Annotated in this window: 3 protein-coding genes; all 3 read left to right on the forward strand. The window is 71.8% G+C overall.

Features of this window, described 5'->3' with window-relative positions:
* Genes PW843_00245 through PW843_00255 form a run of 3 tightly spaced genes read left to right on the forward strand, consistent with a single transcriptional unit; the run spans window position 1 to window position 21,928 of the window.
* Window positions 1-3,744, forward strand: coding sequence for an SDR family NAD(P)-dependent oxidoreductase (locus PW843_00245; protein ID MDE1145035.1), 3,744 nt, complete (start codon window positions 1-3; stop codon window positions 3,742-3,744).
* Between the two features lie 2 nt (window positions 3,745-3,746).
* Window positions 3,747-13,490, forward strand: coding sequence for an amino acid adenylation domain-containing protein (locus PW843_00250; GenBank protein MDE1145036.1), 9,744 nt, complete (start codon window positions 3,747-3,749; stop codon window positions 13,488-13,490).
* On the forward strand, window positions 13,487-21,928 hold the full coding sequence (locus PW843_00255; protein ID MDE1145037.1) for an amino acid adenylation domain-containing protein: 8,442 nt from the start codon (window positions 13,487-13,489) through the stop codon (window positions 21,926-21,928). Before PW843_00250 ends, PW843_00255 begins: the two co-directional genes overlap by 4 nt.
* The last annotated feature ends 7 nt before the right edge of the window (window positions 21,929-21,935 follow it).

Consider the following 21,935-nt stretch of genomic DNA (forward strand, 5'->3'; position numbering starts at 1 on the left):
ATCCGGGGATCGGCCGCCAACAACGACGGCGGCCGCAAAGCCGGGTACAACGCCCCCAGCGTGGACGGCCAGGCCCGCGCCGTGGCCCAGGCCCTGCGCGACGCCGGCGTGGCCGCCGACAGCATCGGCTACGTCGAATGCCACGGCACCGGCACCCTGTTGGGCGACCCGATCGAGGTGGCCGCCATCACCAAGGCCCACCGCGCCTTCACCGACCGGCGGGGCTATTGCGCCATCGGCTCGGTCAAGCCCAACATCGGCCACGCCGACCGCGCCTCGGGCGTCGTCGGCCTGATCAAGGCGGCGCTGGCCTTGCGCCACCGCACCCTGCCCGGCCTGCTGAACTACCGCAGCCCCAATCCGCGCCTGGAGTTGGCGGACAGCCCCTTCTACATCAATGCCGAGACGCGCCCCTGGGAAGCGGCAGACGGCCCCCGCCGTGCCGGTGTGACCTCACTGGGTTATGGTGGCACCAACGTCCACCTGGTGCTGGAGGAGGCGCCATCCCAGCCGGCGCCTTCCAGCACGGGAACGCCCCAGGCCATCGTCCTGTCGGCCCGCAGCGCCGCCGCCCTGGCCGCCGCCAGCCACCGGCTGGCCAATCATCTGGAGACCAACCCCGATCTGCCCCTGGATGCCGTCGCCCACACGCTGCAGGCCGGTCGCCACGGTTTCAACCACCGCCGGGCGGTGGTGGGCGCCAGCACCGCCGAGATCATCGCGAAACTGCGTCAGGCGGACGGCGGCCGTGAGGTCACGGTGCGCAACCCGCCTGTCCACCTGGTGCTGATCGGCGCGTCCCCGGACCAAGCGGCCGCCCAGATCCGGGCTGTCATAGCCTGGGGTGTCACCCCCGCCAGCCTGGCGGGCGAGGGTGCCGACCGCGTGGCGGCGGCACTGGAACCGGCGGCCATTCCCGTCCGGTCGGCTGATGCGCCGATTGAGGCGGGCGACATCCGGCTGGATATCGGCACTGGCACCTCAGCCCAGCTGTTGGCCGACTTGTGGCTGGCCGGCGTCACGCCGGACTGGCGGGCCGTGTGGGACGATGCACCGCCCGCGCGCCTGGCCCTGCCCACCTACCCCTTCGAACGGGAACAGTATTGGCTGGACGGCCGTCAGGAACGCGCCGTAGAGACCTCCACAACCCCCATCCCTGTGCCAGTGGAGGAAGCCCCGCCCGCCTTCCAGGTGCCATCCTGGCGCCGCCTGCCGCCGCTGACGGGAAGCGCCGGGCCCGCGCGCTGCCGCATCGTCGTGCTGGATGAAGCGGGCCTGGGTGATGGCCTGGCCGATGCCCTGGAAACGCTGGGCGACACCGTCATCCGTATCGCCCCCGGTACCGCCACCACCAACCCGGCGGAACGACGCTACACCGTGGACGCCACCCGGGCGGATCAGCTGGACGCCCTGCTGAACCGTCTGAAGATCTGGGGGCCCACCGGCCTGGTACTGTGCGCGCCCACACCGGTGGCGGACCCCGCCGAGGCGGCCCTGGCGGCCTTCAACGACCTGCATCGCTGGATCCGGGCCCTGGATGGCGTCTGGCCGGGCAAGCCCTGGGGCCTGACCGTGGCGGCCCCTGGCCTGTTCCAGGTCACCGGGAGCGACACGACGGTGCCCGCGTCGGCCGTGCTGACGGCGCTGACTGCCGTGGCGGCGCAGGAATATCCCCATCTGACCTGCCGGGTTATCGACGCCGGCGGGCCAGCCGCGACACTGGCGGCCGAGATCCGCCAGGGCGATGGTGCCACCGTGGCGTTGCGCGGCCCCCACCGCTGGGCCCCCACGCAGGAAGCGGTGGAAATCACGGAGGAGGGGCCGGCGGCCCTGGCCCACCGGTTGCGACCCGGCGGCGCCTATCTCATCACCGGCGGGCTGGGTGGCATCGGCTATACCCTGGCCAGCCACCTGGCCGGCACCTTGGGCGCCCGCCTGGCCCTGGTGTCGCGCACCGTTCCGGCGGCCGGCGAGACCAATGACAAGGCCCGCCGCCTGGCGGCGCTGACCGCCCAGGGTGCCGAGGTCCTGGCGCTGGCCGCCGACACCGGCGACGCCGCACAACTGGCCCGCGCCGTGGCGGAGGCCCGCGCCCGTTTCGGTCATATCGACGGCGTCATCCATGCCGCGGGCCTGCCCGGCGCCACGACCCTGGATCGGCTGACGGCGAATGACGCCCGCGCCGTGCTGGCGCCCAAGGTGGCAGGTGCAGCCGCCCTGATCGACCTACTGCGGGACGATCCGCCGGACTTCCTGGTCTTCTGTTCCTCCCTTGCCGCCGTGCGGCCCACAGTGGGCCAGGGGCACTATGCCGCCGCCAACGCCGTGCTGGACGCCCTGGCCCAGACGCCCGGCCTGCCCATGCCCATCCTGTCGGTGAACTGGAATTCCTGGCGCACGGTGGGCATGGCCCAGGACATCTGGAACCGCCAGGCCACCGCCACGCCGTTGGACCACCGGTGGTTCCGGGAAAGCGTACGCATGCCGGATGGGGAGGTGCGCTTCCACGCCCGCCTGGACGGGCGGACCGACTGGCTGTTGGCCGACCACTGCCTGGCCGGCCGCCCCACCGTGCCCGGCACCGGCATCCTGGACCTGATCCTGCAAGCCCACGCGCTGCACCAGGGCGGCGACTTCCGTCCGGTTGAGGTGCGCGACCTGGCCTTCCAGCGGCCGCTGGCCACCGACACCACCGTCGATGTGCGCATCGGCTTCGTGCCGCTGGCCGATGGCCTGTCGGTGTGGGTGGAAAGCGTGGCGCCGGATGCCGAGCCCGTGCTGCACGCCCACGCCACCCTGCACGCCTTGGCCGCCATTGCGGAAACGGTGGCGGTGACGCCCGGGGCGCAGACTCACACCCTGCCCGACCGCGCGCCCGATGGCCTGCACCTGGGTGACCGCTGGCGCTGCCTGACCCGCCTGACCAGCGGTGACGGGCGTAGCGTGGCGGATCTGTCCCTGCCCGCCGCCTTCCAGGCCGACCTGGCCGCGACTGTGCTGCACCCGGCAGTGGCGGACATCGCCTTCAGCATTCATCACCACCTGCGCCACGATGGCGCCCCAGCCCTGCCGGTGGGCTATCGCCGCCTGCGGGTGTTCGCCCCCCTGGGCGCCGACATCGTCAGCGTCGCGGCCAAAGCCCCGACCGACGGCTGGACCGAATGGACGGTGGCCCTGGCTGACCGGACGGGCCGCGTGCGGGTGGCGGTGGAGGGTTTCGCCCTGGCGGCACCGGACAGCGTCCAGTCGCCCCCCCCACCCCGCATCCAAGCCGACGGCGTGCACGGCAACCCGTTCGAGGCCGACAGCATCACGCCGGCTGAAGGCATCGCCATCTTCCGCGCCCTGCCCTTGGGCCTGACCTCCCAGCTGATGGTGTCGCGCGGCCGGTCCGCCCCCGTGCCCAAGGCCACGGCGGCCGAACCGGCCTCCACCCAGCCACCGGCGGCCCAGCCGCGGGATGAAGCGGCGGTGCGCGCGGCCCTGGCCACCCTGTGGCAACGCATCCTGGGTGGCGGCGTGCCGTCAGCGGACGCGCATTTCTTTGAGCTGGGCGGCAACTCGCTGGGCGCCACCCGGGTGCTGTCGCACATCCGCGAGGTCTACGGCGTCACCCTGGGCATCAAGGACTTCTTCGCCGACCCCACCCTCACCGCCTTGGCCCGGCGCATCGCCGGCACCGGCACGCCCGCCGCTGTCCCTGTCCCCGATGAGAGCGACGACCGGGAAGAGGGGGTGCTGTGACGGTGGACGTGCAATCCCTGCTGCGGCGGCTGGCGGACCTGGACGTCCGCCTGTGGGTGGAGGCGGGGCAACTGCGCTTCTCCGCGCCCAAGGGCGTGTTGCAGGGGGCCGTACGCGACGACCTGGTGGCCGCCAAGGCCGACCTGATCGCCCACCTGTCCGCGCCACAAATCCTGCCGGCCTCCGCCAACCAGGAAATGCTGTGGTCCCTGGACCGGCTGGAGCCTGACTGCCCGCATCTGTATATCGAGGCGCGGGCCGTGCGCCTGACCGGCACGCTGGATCTGGCCGCCCTGACGGCGGCCCTGAACGCGCTGTGCCAACGCCATGACAGCCTGCGCACGCACCTGGACATGGCGGATGACGGCCTGCGCCAGGTGGTGGCGCCGGACATCGCCGTCACCATCCCGGTGGAGGATGCCACCGGCCTGGACGGCACGGCGCTGGACGCGCGGGTGAACGCCGCTGCCTGGGCGCCGTTCGACCTGGGCGCCGCTCCGCTGCTGCGCCTGACCTGGCTGCGCACAGGCGCCGACGACGGCATCCTGGTCTTCGCCCAGCACCATGTCATCACCGACCGCTGGTCCATCGCCCTGCTGGTACGGGAACTGTCGGCCCTGTACGCCGCCTTCCTGGCCGGCCAGCCATCGCCACTGGCCCCCGCGCCGGCGCAGTACAGCGACTACACCCGCTGGCAGCGACAGTGCCTGGCGGAACGGGGCGACGCGCTGATGGCCTATTGGCGCCAGGCGCTGGACGGGGCGCCCCCCGTCCTGAACCTGCCCACCGACCGGCCGTACCCCAAGCGCGCCAGCCACCGGGGCGGCCGTATCGAGCGTCGGCTGGACACCGCATTCAGTGGGGTTTTGGAAGCCTTTTGCCGGCGGGAGGGGGTGACGCCCTTCATGGCGATCACCGCCGCCTACGCCGCCCTGCTGCACCGCCTCAGCGGCCAGGACACGGTGGTCGTGGGCACGCCCATCGCCAACCGCCTGCGGGCGGACTTCGAGGGGGTCGCGGGCTATTTCGTCAACACCCTGGCCCTGCGCCTGGACGTGGACGGCAGCGCCCCTTTCAGCACCCTGCTGGGCCGGGTGCGCGACGTGGCGCTGACGGCCTACGAGCATCAGGACCTGCCCTTCAGCCAGTTGGTCACGGCCCTGCAACCGGACCGGGGTGCCAGCCATCCGCCGCTGTTCCAGGCCATGATCGCCCTGCAGAACATCGAGATGGCGGAACCGACCTTCGGCGCCGCGACGCTGACCCCCCATCCCTTGGCGGCCGACACCGGCAAATACCCGCTGATGCTGACGGTGCTGCCGGATGAGGCCGGCGGGCCATTGTTGTGCTGGGACTATCAGACCGACCTGTTCGATGCTGGCACCGTGGCCGCCATTGCCCAGCGTTTTGAGTTGCTGCTGGCCGACGCGCTGGCCGCACCCGAACAGCCGGTGGGGCGCTTGGCTCTGCTAACACAGGCCGATCAGGCGCGGGTGCGCCAGGCCAGCAACCGCAACGCCCTGGTGCCCCGGCCCGCCCTTGAGACCATCGCCACCCTGTTCCGCGCCCAGTCCGCCGCCACGCCCGAGGCAACCGCCCTGGTTCACGGGGTGGAGCGCATCGACTATCGCACGCTGGACCGGCGATCCGACCAATTGGCGGCTCGCCTGGCCCGCGCTGGTGTCCGGACGGGCGACGCCGTGGGCATCGCCCTGGACCGGTCGCCCGACTTCATCACCGGGGTGCTGGCCATCCTGAAATGTGGGGCGGTCTATGTGCCGCTGGACCGCCGCTATCCGGCCGAACGCCTGGCCTGGATGGCGGCGGATTCCGGCATCCGCCTGCTGCTGACCGATACCGACGCGCCGTGGACGGACGCGCCCCGCCTGGCCGTGGATGCGCCGGCGGACGACGAAGGCCCAGTGCCCGATCCCGGCATTGGTGCCGATGCCCCCGCCTACATCATGTATACCTCGGGTTCCACCGGCCAGCCCAAGGGCGTGGTGGCACCGCACCGGGGCATCACTCGCCTGGTGAAGGATGCCGACTATGCCCGGCTGGATGCCGATCAGGTGATGCTGATGCTGGCGCCGGTGTCGTTCGACGCCTCCACCCTGGAAATCTGGGGGGCGCTGCTGAACGGCGGCACGCTGGTGATCGCCCCGCCGCTGGAGGACGACTTGCTGGCCGTGGGCCGCGTCATCCGTGAGGACGGCGTGACCACCCTCTGGCTGACCGCCGGGCTGTTCGCCCTGATGGTCGAGAACCGCCTGGATGATTTGCGCGGCGTGCGCCAGCTGCTGGTCGGCGGTGACGCCCTGCCCCGCCGCACGGTGGCGGAGGTGCTGGCGAAGTTGCCGGACACCACGCTGATCAACGGCTACGGCCCTACCGAGAACACCACCTTCACTACCTGCCATACCTTTGATCGTGGGCAGGTGGTCGATCTGATCCCCGTGGGCCGCGCCATATCCGGCACCACGGTTTACATCGTCGATGCCCACGGCAACCCCGTGCCGCCCGGCGTGGTGGGCGAACTGCTGACAGGGGGCAACGGCCTGGCGCTGGGCTACCACAACCGCCCCGACCTGACGGCGGAACGGTTCGTCACCCAGGCGTTCGACCTGGACGGCCAACGGTGGAGCGAGCGCCTGTACCGCACCGGCGACCTGGCCCGCTGGGTTCCCGACCCCACCGGTGGCGACGGCCTGGTGGTGGACCTGTTGGGCCGTATGGACGCCCAGGTGAAAATCCGGGGATTCCGTGTGGAACCGGGCGAGGTGGAGGCTGCCTTGGGCGCCCTGCCCGGCATCGTCGACGGCGCCGTGGTGGTGCGGCGTGATGACGGCCAGGCGCGGCTGGTGGCCTATTACGTCGCCCGTGATGGCGCGGAGGTCGCCGACCCGCGCACCGCCCTGGCCCGCCTGCTGCCGGACCATCTGGTGCCGGCGCAGATAGTGGCGCTGGCCACATTGCCGGTGACGCCCAACGGCAAGGTCGACCGCCAGGCCCTGGCCGGCGACCGCTACAAGGTCGCGGCCGTCGGCGCCGCGACCGAGGGGAAGGCGCCCACCACCCCCACTGAGGTCCTGCTGGCCCAGGTGTGGGCCGATGTGCTGGCCGGTGGGCCCTATTCCCTCACGGCGCACTTCTTCGAGCAGGGCGGCAATTCCCTATCGGCCATCCGCATGGTGACCCGCGCCCGCGACGCGCTGGCCGCCGCAGGCCGGCCGCAGGCCTTGCCTGTGCGCACGGTGTTCGAACACCCCACCCTGGCCGCCTTGGCCGCCGCCATCGATGCCGGCGACGACGCGGTAGCGGACGAGGATGCGCCCGGCCCCCGCAATCTGGGCCGCACCGGCCTGCCCCTGTCGCATGCGCAGGAGCGGCTGTGGGTGCTGGAGAAGATGCTGCCGCTGGGCGGCGCCTATAACGTGCCGGGCCAGTACCAATTGGACGGCCCGCTGGACGTGCCGGCCCTGGCCCGCGCCATTGAGGCGGTGGCCCAGCGTCACGACGTGCTGTCGGCGGTGTTCGTGGAACAGGATGGGCGGGCGGTGCAGCACATCGCCGCCACCGGCTTCCGGTTGGACGTGCGCGACGCCGATGAGGCGGAGGTGGCCGACCTGCTGGCGGCGGGGGCGGAAGCGCCGTTCGACCTGGAATGCGGGCCCCCCCTGCGCGCCACCCTGCTGCGCACCGGGCCGGATCGGCACATCCTGCAAATGGTCATGCACCATCTGGTGTGCGACGGCTGGTCCGTGGCCGCCTTCCTGCGCGAAGTGGAGGTCGTCTATGCCGGCGGTCGCCTAGCCCCCCTGCCCCTGCAATACCAGGATTACGCCCACTGGCATCGCGGCTGGCTGCAAGGGCCACGTCCGGCAGCCGCGCTGGACTATTGGCGGGGCAAGCTGGCGGGCCTGCCGCCCAGCCTGGAACTGCCGGCCGACTTCCCCCGCCCCGCCGTGCCGGGCAACCGGGGTGCGACCGCGACCCTGCCCCTGGACGTGGCCCCAGCGGCGCTGGATGCCCTATGCCGGGGGCACGGCGTCACGCGCTTCGTGCTGTTCTATGCCGCCTTCACCGCCTTCCTGCACCGCGTCACCGGTGAAGTCGATTTCGGCGTCGGCACCCCCATCGCCGGCCGCCACCACGCGGCGGTGGAACCGCTGGTGGGTTTCTTCGCCGACAATTTGGTGCTGCGCACGCCGGTGAATGACGGCGTTCCCTTCACCACCCTGCTGGCGAGCGCACGCACCACGGTGCTGGAGGCGTTCGAGCACCAGGACGTCCCCTTCACCACCCTGGTGGAGGCCCTGCAGCCCGAGCGGCGTCTGGACACCACGCCGCTGTTCCAGGTGATGCTGGCGGTGGAGGAGGATGCCGCCTTCCCCCTGCGCCTGGATGGGGTGAACGCCACCCCGCTGGCCTGGGACAGCCCCTACGCCAAGTACGACCTGACGCTCAGCATCCGCACCACGGAAAGCGGCCTGGCCGCCAGCCTGGAATACAACACCGACCTGTTCCACCCAATCAGCGCCGGGCGCCTGACCCGTCAGTTCGCCACCCTGATGACGGAACTGCTGGCCGATCCGGCGCAGGGGGTGAGCGCCATCGATCTGCGGCCGGCGCCTGAGCGGACGGGGGTGCCGGGTCTGGCCGGCGCCACACGCGCCCGGCCGGCCAACGTCGGCCTGCACGGGCTGGCGTCCGGCGAACCGGATGCCCCGGTTCTGGTCCACGGCGACACCATCCTGACCCATGGGGAGGTCCAAGCTGCCGCCAACCGGCTGGCCCACCATTTGATCGCCCGGGGCCTCAAGCCCGGCGGCCTGGTCGGTGTGCACCGCCGCCGCGCCCTGGACCTGCCCCTGCTGCTGCTGGCCATCCTGAAGGCCGGCGGTGGCTATGTGCCCCTGAACCCCAACCATCCGGCGGACCGTCTGGCCGCCATCGTGCGCACGGCCGCCCCCACCTTGATCCTGGCCGGCCCGGACTTCCCCGTCACCGGCACCGACGCCGTCCTGCTGGATCCGGACGCCGAGGCGACCGCCATCGCCGCCCAGCCGGACACGGATCCGGCCGTGCCGGTGGATGACGAACGGCCGGCCTATGTCATGTTCACCTCCGGCTCCACCGGGGTGCCCAAGGGGGTCGCTGTACCCCACCGGGCGGCGGTGAACCACCAACTGTGGTTCCGGGAGGTGACCGGTCTGACCGCCGGCGACACCCTGCTGCAAATGACCTCGTTCGATTTCGACGCCTCGGTCATCGAGTTCTTCGCACCGCTGACCTGTGGCGGTCGGCTGGTCATCGCCCCGCCTGAGGCGGAGAAGGACCCGGCCGCCCTGGGCGCCCTGATCCAGGCCCACGGCGTGACGGTGTTCCAGGCGGTACCCGCCCTGCTGCAGGTGATGGCGGACGAGGGCATCCTGGCCGCCTGTCCCAGCCTGCGCCTGGTCTGTTCGGGGGGCGAGGTGCTGGCGACGGAGTTGCAGGACCGCCTGCTGGCCCAACTGGGCACGGCGCGTCTGCTGAACTGCTACGGCCCCACGGAAAGCGGCATCGACGCCACCTGGCATGAATGCGGGCCGACGGCCGGCCAGCGCCCGGCCAGCGTGCCCATCGGCCGGCCGGTGCATAACATGCGGGCCTATGTGCTGGACGGACGGATGCGCCCGGTGGCAACGGGCCTGGCGGGCGATCTCTACCTGGCGGGGATGAGCCTTGCCACCGGCTATCTGAACGCGCCCGCCCTGACCGAAGCGGCCTTCCTGCCTGACCCGTATGCCGGCGGCGCCTTATACCGCACCGGCGACCGCGTGCGCCTGGGCCCAGACGGAAACCTGGCCTTCCTGGGCCGCGCCGACCAACAGGTGAAGGTGCGTGGCTACCGCATCGAGACGGCGGAGGTGGAGGCGGCGCTGAACGCCTTGACCGGTGTGCGGGAAAGCGCCGTCATCGGGTTGAAGCGGCCGGGCGACACGGAGCACCGCCTGGTGGCCTTCATCGTCGGCACCGCCGAGACGGCGGACTTGCGCGCCGGCCTGCGCCGCACCCTGCCCGACTATATGGTGCCGGCCCATTTCCTGGCGCTGGACGCCCTGCCCCTGGTCACCAGCGGCAAGGTGGACCGCCGCCGGCTGGCCACCCTGGCTGAACCCGCCCTGCGCGACGCCAACCACACCGCCGACCGCGTGCCCCCGCGCAATGAAACGGAACAGCGCCTGGCCGCCATCTGGGCCGACGTGCTGGGTGGCAACGGCGTCGGCGTGCACGACAATTTCTTCGAACGCGGCGGCCATTCCCTGAAGGCGGTGCAGGTCGTGGCCCGCGTCCGCGACCAATGGCCGGGGATGGATCTGTCCGTCCGCCACGTGTTCGAGGCGCCGACCATCGCCGGCCTGGCCACCCTGTTGCGGCCGAAGGCGGAGGGGACAAGCGACCGCCCCGCCCTGCTGCCCCAGCCCCGCGACCGGGCACCCGACGGCACGACCCTGATGCCGGTATCCTACGCCCAGCGGGCGCTGTGGTTCCTGGACCGGTTGGAAGGCGGGCGCGCCTACACCACCGTCGATGCCTTCATCCTGGCCGGCCGGCTGGACCTGGCGGCCCTGCAAGCGGCGTTGGACACCTTGGTGCGCCGCCACGAAAGCCTGCGCACCTGCTTCGTCCTGGAAGACGGCGAACCGCGCCAGCGCATCCTGCCGCCCCTGCCCATGCCCTTCATCCACAAGATTGCGGCTGCGACGACCGACCTGGCCGGCCTGGCGCTGGCGGAAACCACCCGGCCCATCGACCTGTCGCGTGAACCGCCCCTGCGCGTCAGCATCATCACCCTGGCGCCCGACCGGCATCTGGGTGTCCTGACCTGGCACCACATCGCCACCGACGGCTGGTCCACCGGCGTGCTGGTGCGGGAGATCGGCGCGCTCTATACGGCGGCCCTGGCGGGGCAGGCGCTGGACCAAGCCCTGCCGCCGCTGCCCTTGCAGTACGGCGATTATGCCGCCTGGCAGCAACGCTGGCTGGCCAGCGCCGGGTTCAAGCGCCAGCTGGATTACTGGACGGAACAGCTGGCCGAGGCGCCGACCCATCTGAATTTGTGCACCGACCGGCCCCGTCCTCACCGCCAGAGCTTCCGGGGCGCCACCCTGCGCTTCAGCGTCGGGGCCGGTCTGGCGCGACGGTTGGAAAGCGTGGGCCAGGCGGCCGGGGCCAGCCCGTTCATGACCCTGCTGGCCCTGTTCATGGTGCTGCTGCACCGCCATTCCCGCCAGGACGACGTGCTGGTCGGCACGCCGGTGGCCAACCGACCGGCCCGGGAATTGGAAGGCCTGCTGGGCTTTTTCACCAACACCCTGGTGTTGCGCGGCCGCCTGGCCGGCAACCCGCGCTTCGGCGACTTCCTGGCCCAGGTGCGGCAGATAGCGCTGGACGCCTACGCCAACGCCGACGTGCCGTTCGAAAAGCTGGTCGATGCCCTGGACCCACCCCGCAGCCTGGCCCATTCCCCCCTGTTCCAGGCCATGTTCAACCTGCAGAACACGCCCCGCAGCCCCTTGGCGCTGCCGGGGCTGGACCTGTTGCCGGTGGAGATCGACACCCACACCGCCAAGTTCGACCTGCTGCTGACCCTGATCGAGGCGGCGGACGGCGGGCTGGATGGACATTGGGAATACAGCACCGACCTGTTCGACCCCGCCAGCGCCCAGCGCATGGTGGACCAGTATCTGACCCTGCTGCGCGCCGTGGCGGCCGACGCCGACCTGCCCTTGCGCGACCTGGCCCTGGCGGCGCCTGAGGACACCGCCCGCCTGCTGGCCGACTGCCAGGGGCCGGTGGTGGCGAACGGTGGTGACGGCAGGCTGCACCAGTTGTTCGAGGCGACGGCGACACAGCGGCCGGACACGGTGGCCGTCACCTTCGACGGCGTTGAGCTGACCTATGCCCAGTTGGACCGCCGCGCCAACGCCCTGGCCCATCGCCTGGTGGCCCTGGGCGTGCGGCCGGATACGCCCGTCGGCATCCGGCTGGACCGGTCGCTGGACATGGTCATCGCCATGTTGGGCATCCTGAAGGCCGGCGGCGCCTACGTGCCGCTGGACCCGGCCCTGCCTGCCGCCCGCCTGGACTATATCATCGGCGACGCCGGCCTGACGCTGGTGGTGGGCACCGCACCGGATGGCGGCCTGCCCCATGGGGCGCAGGCCGTGGCGGTAACGGGGGAGGAAACGGAGACCGGCCCGGCTGTGGACCTGACGCCGGAACATCTGGCCTACGTCCTCTACACCTCCGGCTCCACGGGACAGCCCAAGGGCGTGCTGATGCCCCACCGGGCGCTGGTCAACCTGATCCGCTGGCAGGTGGCGGAGCCGTCGTTCGCGTCCGGCTTGCGCACCCTGCAATTCACCACCCTGGGCTTCGACGTGGCCTGCCAGGAGATGTTCGCCTGCTGGGCGTCGGCCGGTACCCTGGTGCTGATGGCGGAGAGCTTGCGCCGCGACGTGCCGGCGATGATCGCCCAGGCCGCCGCGTGGGGCATCCAGCGCATCTTCCTGCCCTTCACCGCCCTGCAGCAGTTGGCCGAGGCCTGGCCCCTGGCCGCCCGCCGCCCCCAAGGCCTGGTGGAGCTGATCACGGCGGGCGAACGGCTGAAGGTCACGCCAACGCTGCGCGCCCTGTTCCGCGACCTGCCGGACTGTCGCCTGGTCAACCAGTACGGGCCCACCGAGACCCATGTCGCCACCGCTTTGGTCCTGCCGGCCGATCCCGACGGCTGGCCGGAACTGCCGCGCATCGGCCGGCCGGTCGCCAATAGTGCGGTGTACATCCTGGATGAGGACGGTCACCCCTTGCCGGTGGGGGTGCCGGGGCAGCTGTGGATCGCCGGGACGGCGGTCAGCCGGGGGTACCTGGGCCGGCCCGATCTGACAGAGAAAAGCTTCCGGCACAATCCTTACGGACCCGGAATGATGTATGCCACGGGTGACCTGGCCTGCGTCCGCTGGGACGGCGCGGTGCCGGAACTGGACTTCCTGGGCCGCATCGACGCCCAAGTCAAAATCCGGGGCTACCGCATCGAGCCGGAAGAGGTGGAGCGCGCGCTGATCGCCCAGGGCCGGGTGCGCGACGCCGCCGTGGTCGCCTGGACCGATGGCAGTGGCGAGAAGCGGCTGGTCGCCTATTACGTCCCGGCCGATGCCGCCGCCGGTGACACCCGCGTGGTGCGCGATGGCCTGGCGGCGCAGTTGCCCGACTATATGGTTCCCACCCTGTGGGTGCCGCTGCCGGCCCTGCCGCAGACCCGCACCGGCAAGGTCGACCGCAAGGCCCTGCCCGCCCCCGACCAGGCGGGTACCGCCCCTGCCACCGTGGCCACCCCGCCGCGCAGCGTGACGGAACAGGCGGTGGCCGGCATCTGGCGGTCGGTGCTGCAGGTACCGCAGGTGGGGCTGCACGACAATTTCTTCGATTTGGGCGGCTATTCTTTCCTATTGCTGCGCGTGCTGGCGGAGGTGCGCCGGCGCTTCCCCGCCGCCCGCCATGTCACCATGGTCAGCCTGTTCGAGCACCCGACCGTGCAGGCGTTGGCCCGCCTGATCGATGGGGCGCAGGCCGACGCCCTGCGCCACCGCGCCGCCCAGCGTGAGGCGCAAGGCGCCTTGCGCCAGGATTTGAATGAACGCCGCACGGCCCAGCGCCGCGCCGCCCCCCTTATCGCCCTGGAAGAGATCCCGTCATGACCGCCGCCCCGCAACCGACGGAAATCGCCATCGTCGCCATGGCCTGCCGCTTCCCCGGCGTCCGTGACGTCCAGGAATTCTGGCGCATGCTGCGCGACGGGCGGGAGGCCATCGCCAGCTTCAGTGATGAAGAGTTGCTGGCCCGGGGCGTGCCGGCCGACCTGCTGGCCGACCCGGCCTATGTGAAACGCGGCGCGGTGGTGGCCGGCATCGAGGATTTCGACGCCGACCTGTTCGGCTATTCCCCGCAAGAGGCCGCCCTGCTGGACCCGCAAAACCGCCTGTTCCTGGAATGCGTGTGGGAAGCGCTGGAGGCGGGGGGCCAGGCGGGTGAGGGCGGCAGCCGGGACATCGGCGTCTTCGCCGGGGCCGGGGTGAACACCTATTTCCTGAACAATCTGGCCGGTAATGCCGAGGTGCTGGAGACCTTCGGCAGCTTCCAGATCATGCTGGCCAACGACAAGGACTATCTGGCCACCCTGGCCTCCTACAAACTGAACCTGACCGGCCCCAGCGCCACCGTGCAGACCGCGTGCTCCACCTCGCTGGTCGCCGTCCACCTGGCCTGCCAGAGCCTGATCAACGGCGAATGCGACCTGGCGCTGGCCGGCGGCGTCGCCCTGTCCACGCCGCAGGACCAGGGGTATCTGTACCAGGAAGGCATGATCCTGGCGCCGGACGGCCATTGCCGCCCCTTCGATGCCCAGGCCGCCGGCACGCTGAACGGTGCGGGCGCCGGCGTGGTGCTGTTGCAGCCGCTGGCCCAGGCCCTGGCCCAGGGCAGCCCCATCCTGGGCATCATCAAGGGCAGCGCCGTCAACAACGACGGCGCGCAGAAGGTGGGCTATACCGCCCCCAGCCCGGAGGGCCAGGCCCGCGTCATCGCCGAGGCCATGGCCGTGGCCGGCGTCCACCCCGACGAGGTCGGACTGGTGGAGGCCCACGGCACCGCCACCCCCCTGGGCGATCCCATTGAGATCGCCGCCCTGACACGCGCCTACCGCGCGGGCGGCGACCGCATCGGCGGCTGCGCCGTGGGCTCGGTCAAAAGCAACATGGGTCACACCGGGGCCGCCGCCGGCGTGGCCGGCCTGATCAAGGCGACCCTCAGCCTGATGCACGGCCAGATCCCGCCGACCCTGCATTTCCAGACGCCCAACCCGGCGCTGGCCCTGGCCGACAGCCCCTTTTACGTCAACGGTGACCTGGTCGACTGGCCCGCAGCACCAGACGGCCGCGTGGCCGCCGTCAGTTCCTTCGGCATCGGCGGCACCAATGCCCATGTCGTGGTGGCGGAAAACCGCTTTGCCGCCAGCGCCACTGTCCCGGCGCGGCGCCGTTGGCACCTGCTGCCCCTGTCGGCCAAGACGCCCGAGGCGCTGACGGCGCTGACCACGTCCCTGGCCCGACACCTGGAAACGGCGGATGTCGACCCGGCGGACGTGGCCCATACCCTGCGCACCGGCCGCCGCACCTTCGCCACCCGCACCTTCGCCGTGGGCCATACCCTGGCGGACCTGCGCCAATCGCTGGCGCCGGCACCCGCGGCGGCAGTGGCCAAACCCAGCCGGGGCGTCACCTTCATGTTCACCGGCCACGGCGGCCAGTCGGCCGGCATGACGCGCGGCCTGTATGAAACGGAGCCCGTGTTCCGCCAGGCCCTGGATGAACGCGCCGCCGTATTGAACGCCCGCACCGGCCTGGACGCCCTGGCCGTGCTGCATCCCACCCCCGGCCGCGAGGCCTGGGCGGAGGCGCAATTGCACCGCATGGACGTCAGCCAGCCGCTGATGTTCGTCGTGCAGATGGCGCTGGCCCGGCTGTGGCAGTCGTGGGGGGTGCGGCCCGAGGCGGTGATCGGCCACAGCAGCGGCGAATACGCCGCCGCCTGCCTGGCCGGCATCCTGTCGGAGGAGGACGCCCTGGCCCTGGTGGCGGCGCGCGGCCGGCTGATGGACCAGACGCCGGCCGGCGGCATGCTGGCCCTGCGCAACAGTGAAAGCGAGATCCGCGCCCTGCTGAACAGCACCGGGCTGAACAACCGCCTGTCGCTGGCCGTGGTCAACGCCGCCGACATGGGCGTGGTGTCGGGCCATGAGGACGCGCTGGTGGAACTGCAGGCGCGGCTGGCCGACATGGGCGTGGACAGCCGCCGGCTGCAGGTGTCGCGCGGCGCCCATTCCTGCACCATGGACCCCATCCTGCCGGCCTTCGCCGAGGTGGCAGGGGGCGTCAGCTATCATGCCCCCACCATCCCCTATTATTCCGGCATGACGGGCGGGCCGGTGGACGCGGCGACGACGGCGCGGGCCGACTATTGGGTCCGCCACCTGCGGGAGGCCGTGCGGTTTGGCGACGGCATCGGCCAGGTGCTGGCGGATGGCGACACCGCGCTAGTGGAGATCGGCCCCGGTACTGCCCTGGGCACCTTCGCCAAGGCCCACACCACCTTCGACCCCGCCCGCCCGGTGGTGCCGTCCCTGCCCCATCCGCAGCAGGCGGCCGAGGGCGAGCAGGAGGACGATCTGATCGCCCGGTCGCTGGGCCGGCTGTGGCAGTCCGGCGTGACCGTCGACTGGCAGGCCTACGCCGGTGAGGAGGAGCGGCGACGGGTGCCCCTGCCGACATATCCTTTCCAGCGCCGGCGCTGCTGGATCGACCCGCCGGACGCGGCGGCGGCCCCCCGCAGCCTTCCCGCGCGCCCGGCCCGCAAGGCCGATCCCGCCGACTGGTTCCTGGTGCCCACCTGGCGACGTGCGGCCCCGCTGGCTGCCGGGGCGTTGCCGGACCGTGCGTTGCTGTTCGTGGGCGAAGGCGACGACGGCGGTCGCCTGGCCGATCACCTGCAAGCCCAAGGCTGCGCCGTCCTGTGCGTGCATCCCGGCGAGCGTTACGCCACCCCGGCAGCCGGGGTCGCCACCCTGCGGCCCGACATGGCGGCGGACTATGCCCGCCTGCTGGCCGATATCGCTGAAGTGCCCCGTACCGTCATCCACGCCTGGTCCCTGATCCCTGGCGACACCCGCCAGTTGGGCTTCACCAGCCTGTGTCTGCTGGGCCAGGCGCTGGGCAGCGGCATCCACGACCTGACCATCCTGGCAACCGGCCTGTCCGACGTGACGGGGACGGAGAACCTGGACCCGGAGCAGGCGCTGGCGGCGGGCCCCGCCATGGTCATCCCTCAGGAATATCCCAGCCAGCGCACCCAGTTGATCGATGTGGCCGGCGCCCCGGCAGCGGGCCTGCCCCAGCGGCTGGCGGCTGAGCTGGCGGCCCCGCACCGCGCCCCGCGCGTGGCCCTGCGCGGCGCCCACCGCTGGCTGCCGGCCTATGAGCCGCAGCGCCTGGCGGACACCGATCCCGTCCTGCGGACCTTGCGGCCGGGCGGCGTCTACCTCATCACCGGCGGCCTGGGCGGCGTGGGACTGGAAATCGCCGGCCATTTGGCCAGCATCCATCAAGCGCGCCTGGTCCTGCTGGGCCGAAATGCGGCCAACCCCGTCCCGGCGGTGGTGGAGCGGGTGCGGGCGCTGGAAGCCGCCGGCGCCCAGGTTCGCCTGTTCGCCGCCGATGCCGGCGATGCCGACGCCATGGCCGCCGTGTTCGCGGCGGTGGAGGCCGAATGGGGGGGCATCAACGGCGTCATCCACGCGGCCGGCGCCGTCGGCCAGCGCATGCACCAGCCGCTGGACGAATACGATCCGGCACAGGCGGCGGAGCAGTTCGCCGCCAAAGCGGACGGTGTCGCCATCCTGACCCGGCTGTTGCGCGATCAGGACGTGGATTTCTGCGTGCTCACGTCGTCCGTGGCCGCCGTGCTGGGCGGGCTGGGCCTCGCCGCCTACGCCGCCGCCAACGCCGCCTTGGACACGGCCGCGCAAATCGCGGAGCGGGAGGCGCCCGGCCGCTGGCTCAGCCTGAATTGGGACAGCTGGAACGTCGCACACAATGACGGGCGCGGCCCCGGCCAGGATTTGCGCGCGCTGGAGATGTCGGCGGCCGAGGGCTTGGGCGCCTTCCTGCGGGCGCTGCGCCACGGCACCAGCGCCCAGACGCTGGTGACCCCGGGCGACCTGGAACCCCGCCTGCGCCAATGGGTCAACCTGGCCCCACGTGAGGCGGCGCCCGTCGTGGTCCTGCTGCCCGAGGACGCGGCCGAGGACGGCGGCGTCGAGGGCGGCATCATCGCCATCTGGCGCAAGCTGCTGGGCCATGAGCGCATCCGGCCGGAGGACAATTTCTTCGACCTGGGCGGCCATTCCCTGCTGGCCACCCAGATCCTGGCCCAGATCCGCCACCGCTTCGGCGTGTCGCTGCCCATGCGCACCCTGTTCCGCATGCCCACCGCCCGCGCCCTGGCGCAGGCGGTGGAAGAGGCAATGGGACAGGCATCCAACACGGACGTCGCCCCGGTCCGCGACCGGCCGGCGGACGGCCCGTTGCCGCTGTCGTGGATGCAACAACAGCTGTGGGTCGCCCATCAACTGGACCCACGGTCGGCCGCCTACAACGTGCCCCTGGCCCTGCGCCTGACCGGCGCCCTGGACCGGCAGGCCCTGGCCCGCGCGCTGGAGGCGATCTTCCATCGGCATGAGGCGTTGCGCACCCGTTTCCCCCGCCATAACGGCATGCCGGCGCAGGAGGTGACGCCGCCCACGCCGCTGGACCTGCCCCTGACCTCGCTGGTCCATCTGCCGGCACACGAGCGCGCGGCCGCCCAGGCCGCCTTCCTGGATGCGGCGGCGGCGGCCCCCTTCGACCTGGAGGCCGGCCCCACGTCCCGAGTCCATCTGCTGGAGGTGGCGGCGGACCAACACGTGCTGCTGGTGGCGATGCACCACATCGTCACCGACGGCTGGTCCCTGTCGGTGTTCATGCGGGAATTGGTCGCCCTGTACGCGGCCTTCGCCGAGGGCCGGCCGTCGCCCCTGGCCGCCCCCCCGGCGCAGTACGCCGACTTCGTCCGCTGGCAGCGCCAGGAATTGGGTGCGGACGCGTTGGCTCGGCAATTGGACTATTGGCGCCACCAGTTGAAGGGCCTGCCGGAACGCCATGGCCTGCTGGGCGACCGCCCCCTGTCGGAGGAACGCGGCTTCGACGCCAAGGTCGTCAGCCTGTCCCTGGGCGCCGACCTGACGCGCCAGGTGCGCGGCTACGCCCAGGCGCGGGGGCTGACGCCCTTCATGGTGCTGTTGGCGGGGTTCCACGGCCTGCTGTTCCGCTACACCAGCCTGGACGACCAGGCGGTGGCGGTCAGCGTGGCCAACCGCACCCAGCATTGGCAGGAAGACATCATCGGCTTCTTCGTCAACCTGCTGGTCCTGCGCGCCCGGCCCCAGGCGGACATGACGTTCGAGGCCCTGGCTGACGCGGTCCGGCGCACGGCGCTGGAGGCCTACGCCAACCAGGACCTGCCCTTCGCCCAGGTGGTGGAGGCGTTGGCGCCGCAACGGCGACGGAACCAGCATCCCTTGGCCCAGATCGGCTTCGTGCTGCACAACCTGCCGCCGGCCCAACTGCCGGCCACCAGCCTGGTGGCGGAATTCACCGAAGCCAACAAGCACGCCAGCCAGTTCGACCTGCTGTTTTCCATCACCGAGACCGGCGCGGAGGCGGGTGACGACCTGGCGCTGAGCGTGGAATACGCGACCGCGCTGTTCGACCGCGAAACCGCGGAACAACTGGCCCTGCATTACCGCGCCCTGCTGGCCGGCGCCGTCGCGGCACCGCGGACCGCCCTGTCGCACCTGCCCCTGCTGGCGGCGGAAGAGGCGACGATGATCCTGGACGTCTGGGGCCGCACCCCGGCGCCAGCGCCGGCCGGCATCACACCCCTGCCCCCGCCGGATGAGGCCCCGGCCACGCTGGTGGCCCTGGTCGACAGTCTGGCCAGGCGGCAGCCGCAGGCGGTGGCGCTGCGCTTCGGCGACCAGACCGTCCATTATGACCGCCTGATCGCCGATGCCGACCGCGTCGCCCATCATCTGGGCGGGCTGGGCCTAGCCGGCGGATCGCCGGTGTGCGTGGACCTGCCGCGCGGGCCGGCGCTGGTCATCGCCTTCCTGGGCGCCCTGAAGGCCGGCCTGGCCTATGCGCCCCTGGATCCGGCGGCACCGGAAGCCCGCCGCCAGGGCATCCTGGAGGATCTGGGCCATCCCCCGACCCTGACGGCCGGGGCGATGGACGCCATCCTGTCCGGCCCGGCGGCAGTGCCCTTCGACAGGGCCCCCGAGCCCGCCGACGTGGCCTATATCATCCACACCTCCGGTTCCACCGGCCGGCCCAAAGGCACCTTGCTGACCCATGGCGGCCTGCTGGCACTGGCGCTGGAGCAACGCCGCCTGCTGGGCGTCCGGCCGGGTGATCGCGTGCTGCAAATGGCCAGCGCCGGCTTCGACGCCTCCGTCTGGGAATTCGTCCTGGCCCTGGGTGCGGGTGCCGAACTGGTACTGGCCCCCGCCGACGCCCTGCTGCCCGGCCCCGGCCTGGCGCAATTGCTGGACGACCAGGGCATCACCCACCTGACCATCACGCCCGCCGCCCTGGCCGCCCTGCCCCACCGGCCGCTGCCGGCGCTGCGCGTGCTGGTGGCGGCGGGTGCGGCCCTGCCCCCCGACCTGGTGGCGCTGTGGGGAGCGGGACGCACCTTCATCAACGCCTACGGCCCGACGGAGACGACAGTCTGCGCCACGCTGGCCCCCTGCGATGCCGCAAATGCCAAACCGCTGATCGGCCGGCCGCTGGCGGGCTGGACCGTGCGGGTGCGCGACCCCCAGGGCAACACCGTCCCGGCCGGCGTGGCAGGGGAACTGCACATTGGCGGCGTGGGCCTGGCACAGGGCTACTGGAACCAACCGGACCTGACCGCCCAGCGTTTCATCATCGATGCGGGCACGGGTGAGCGGCTGTACGCCACCGGTGACCGGGTCACCTGGCGGGCCGACCCCGATGGCGGGCCAGCGGCGCTGGAGTTCCTGGGCCGGCTGGACGAACAGCTGAAGGTCCGCGGCTTCCGCGTGGAGCCGGGCGAGGTGGAAGCGCGGTTGCGCCAAAACCCGGCCGTGACCCAGGCCGCCGTGGTCGGGTATCCCCGGCAGGCGCCCACCGACCTGGTGGCGTATGTGGTCCCCACCGCCGGTCCCACGGCCGACGATTTGGCCGCCCGGCTGCGCGCCGACCTGGCCGGGACACTACCCGGCTACATGGTGCCGGGTTTCATCGTTTTGGTGGATGATCTGCCGCTGACCCCCAGCGGCAAGATCGACCTTGCCCGGTTGCCCGATCCACGCGGCAGTTTCACCGACGACGGCTACCGCCCCCCCGTGGACGCGGTGGAAGAGACGCTGTGCGGACAGTGGCAAGCCATCCTGGGCATCGCCCGCATCGGCACGGCCACCAGTTTCTTCGATGCCGGCGGCACATCGCTGAAAGCGGTGGAGGCGATGGCGGCGGTGGAGCGGGCGTTCGGCCTGACGCTGCCCATCGCCACCCTGTTCCGCCACCCCACCATCGCCGCCTTGGCGACACTGGTGCGTGACGGGGACCAGGCATCGGATGAGGACTGGTCGCCCCTGGTCCCATTGGCCGAGGGCGGCACCGGCACGCCCAGCTTCTGGTTCCCCGGCGTGGGCGGAACCGTGCTGTCCTTCGCGGCCCTGGCGCGACACCTGGCCCGACGCCAGGATGGGCCGGTTTATGCCCTGCAGCCGGCCGGCCTGGACGGCGTCACGCCGCCCGACGCGGACGTGGACAGCATGGCGGCGCGGGCCGTGGCCGCCATGCGTGAGGCCCAGCCCATCGGCCCCTATCGCCTGGGCGGGCATTCCTTCGGCGCCAAGGTGGCCTTCGCCGCCGCCCAGCAGCTGATCGCCGCCGGACAGGCGGTGGAACTGCTGACCGTCATTGATGGCTACGCCCCTGGCCCGGCCTTGCTGACCGGGGCCCGCGACATGGATGACGGCCAATGGCTGGCCGCCGTGCTGGAGGAATTGGCCGCCGCCGCCGGCCATCCGCTGACGCTGGGACCCAGCCATTTCGCGGGCAAGGATATCGACACGGCGCTCAATGAGGCCCGCGACCTGCTGCGCGCCCATCGCCTGCCCGACGTGGCCGGCGGTCATCTGCGTGGCATGATCCGCCTGATGCGGGCCAACGCGGCCATGGAATACGCCCCGGCGGGCTTCACGCCTGTGCCGCTGCTGCTGCTGCGGGCGGCGGACACGCTGGCCCGGCCGGACCGCGCGCAGTTGCCGGGAACCTTGCAGGGGGATGATCTGGGTTGGACGGGCTACAGCGACGGCCCCTTGGCCGTACACACCCTGCCCGGCAATCATTTCTCCGTGCTGGCCGATCCCGTCGCCGAAAGCCTGGCCGATCTGTGCCTGACCCATTGGGCAAAGGGGGACACCATCACGACGCTGCGCGGGGTGGCCGAGTAAGGCATGA

Source organism: Azospirillaceae bacterium (assembly GCA_028283825.1).
Taxonomy (GTDB): domain Bacteria; phylum Pseudomonadota; class Alphaproteobacteria; order Azospirillales; family Azospirillaceae; genus Nitrospirillum.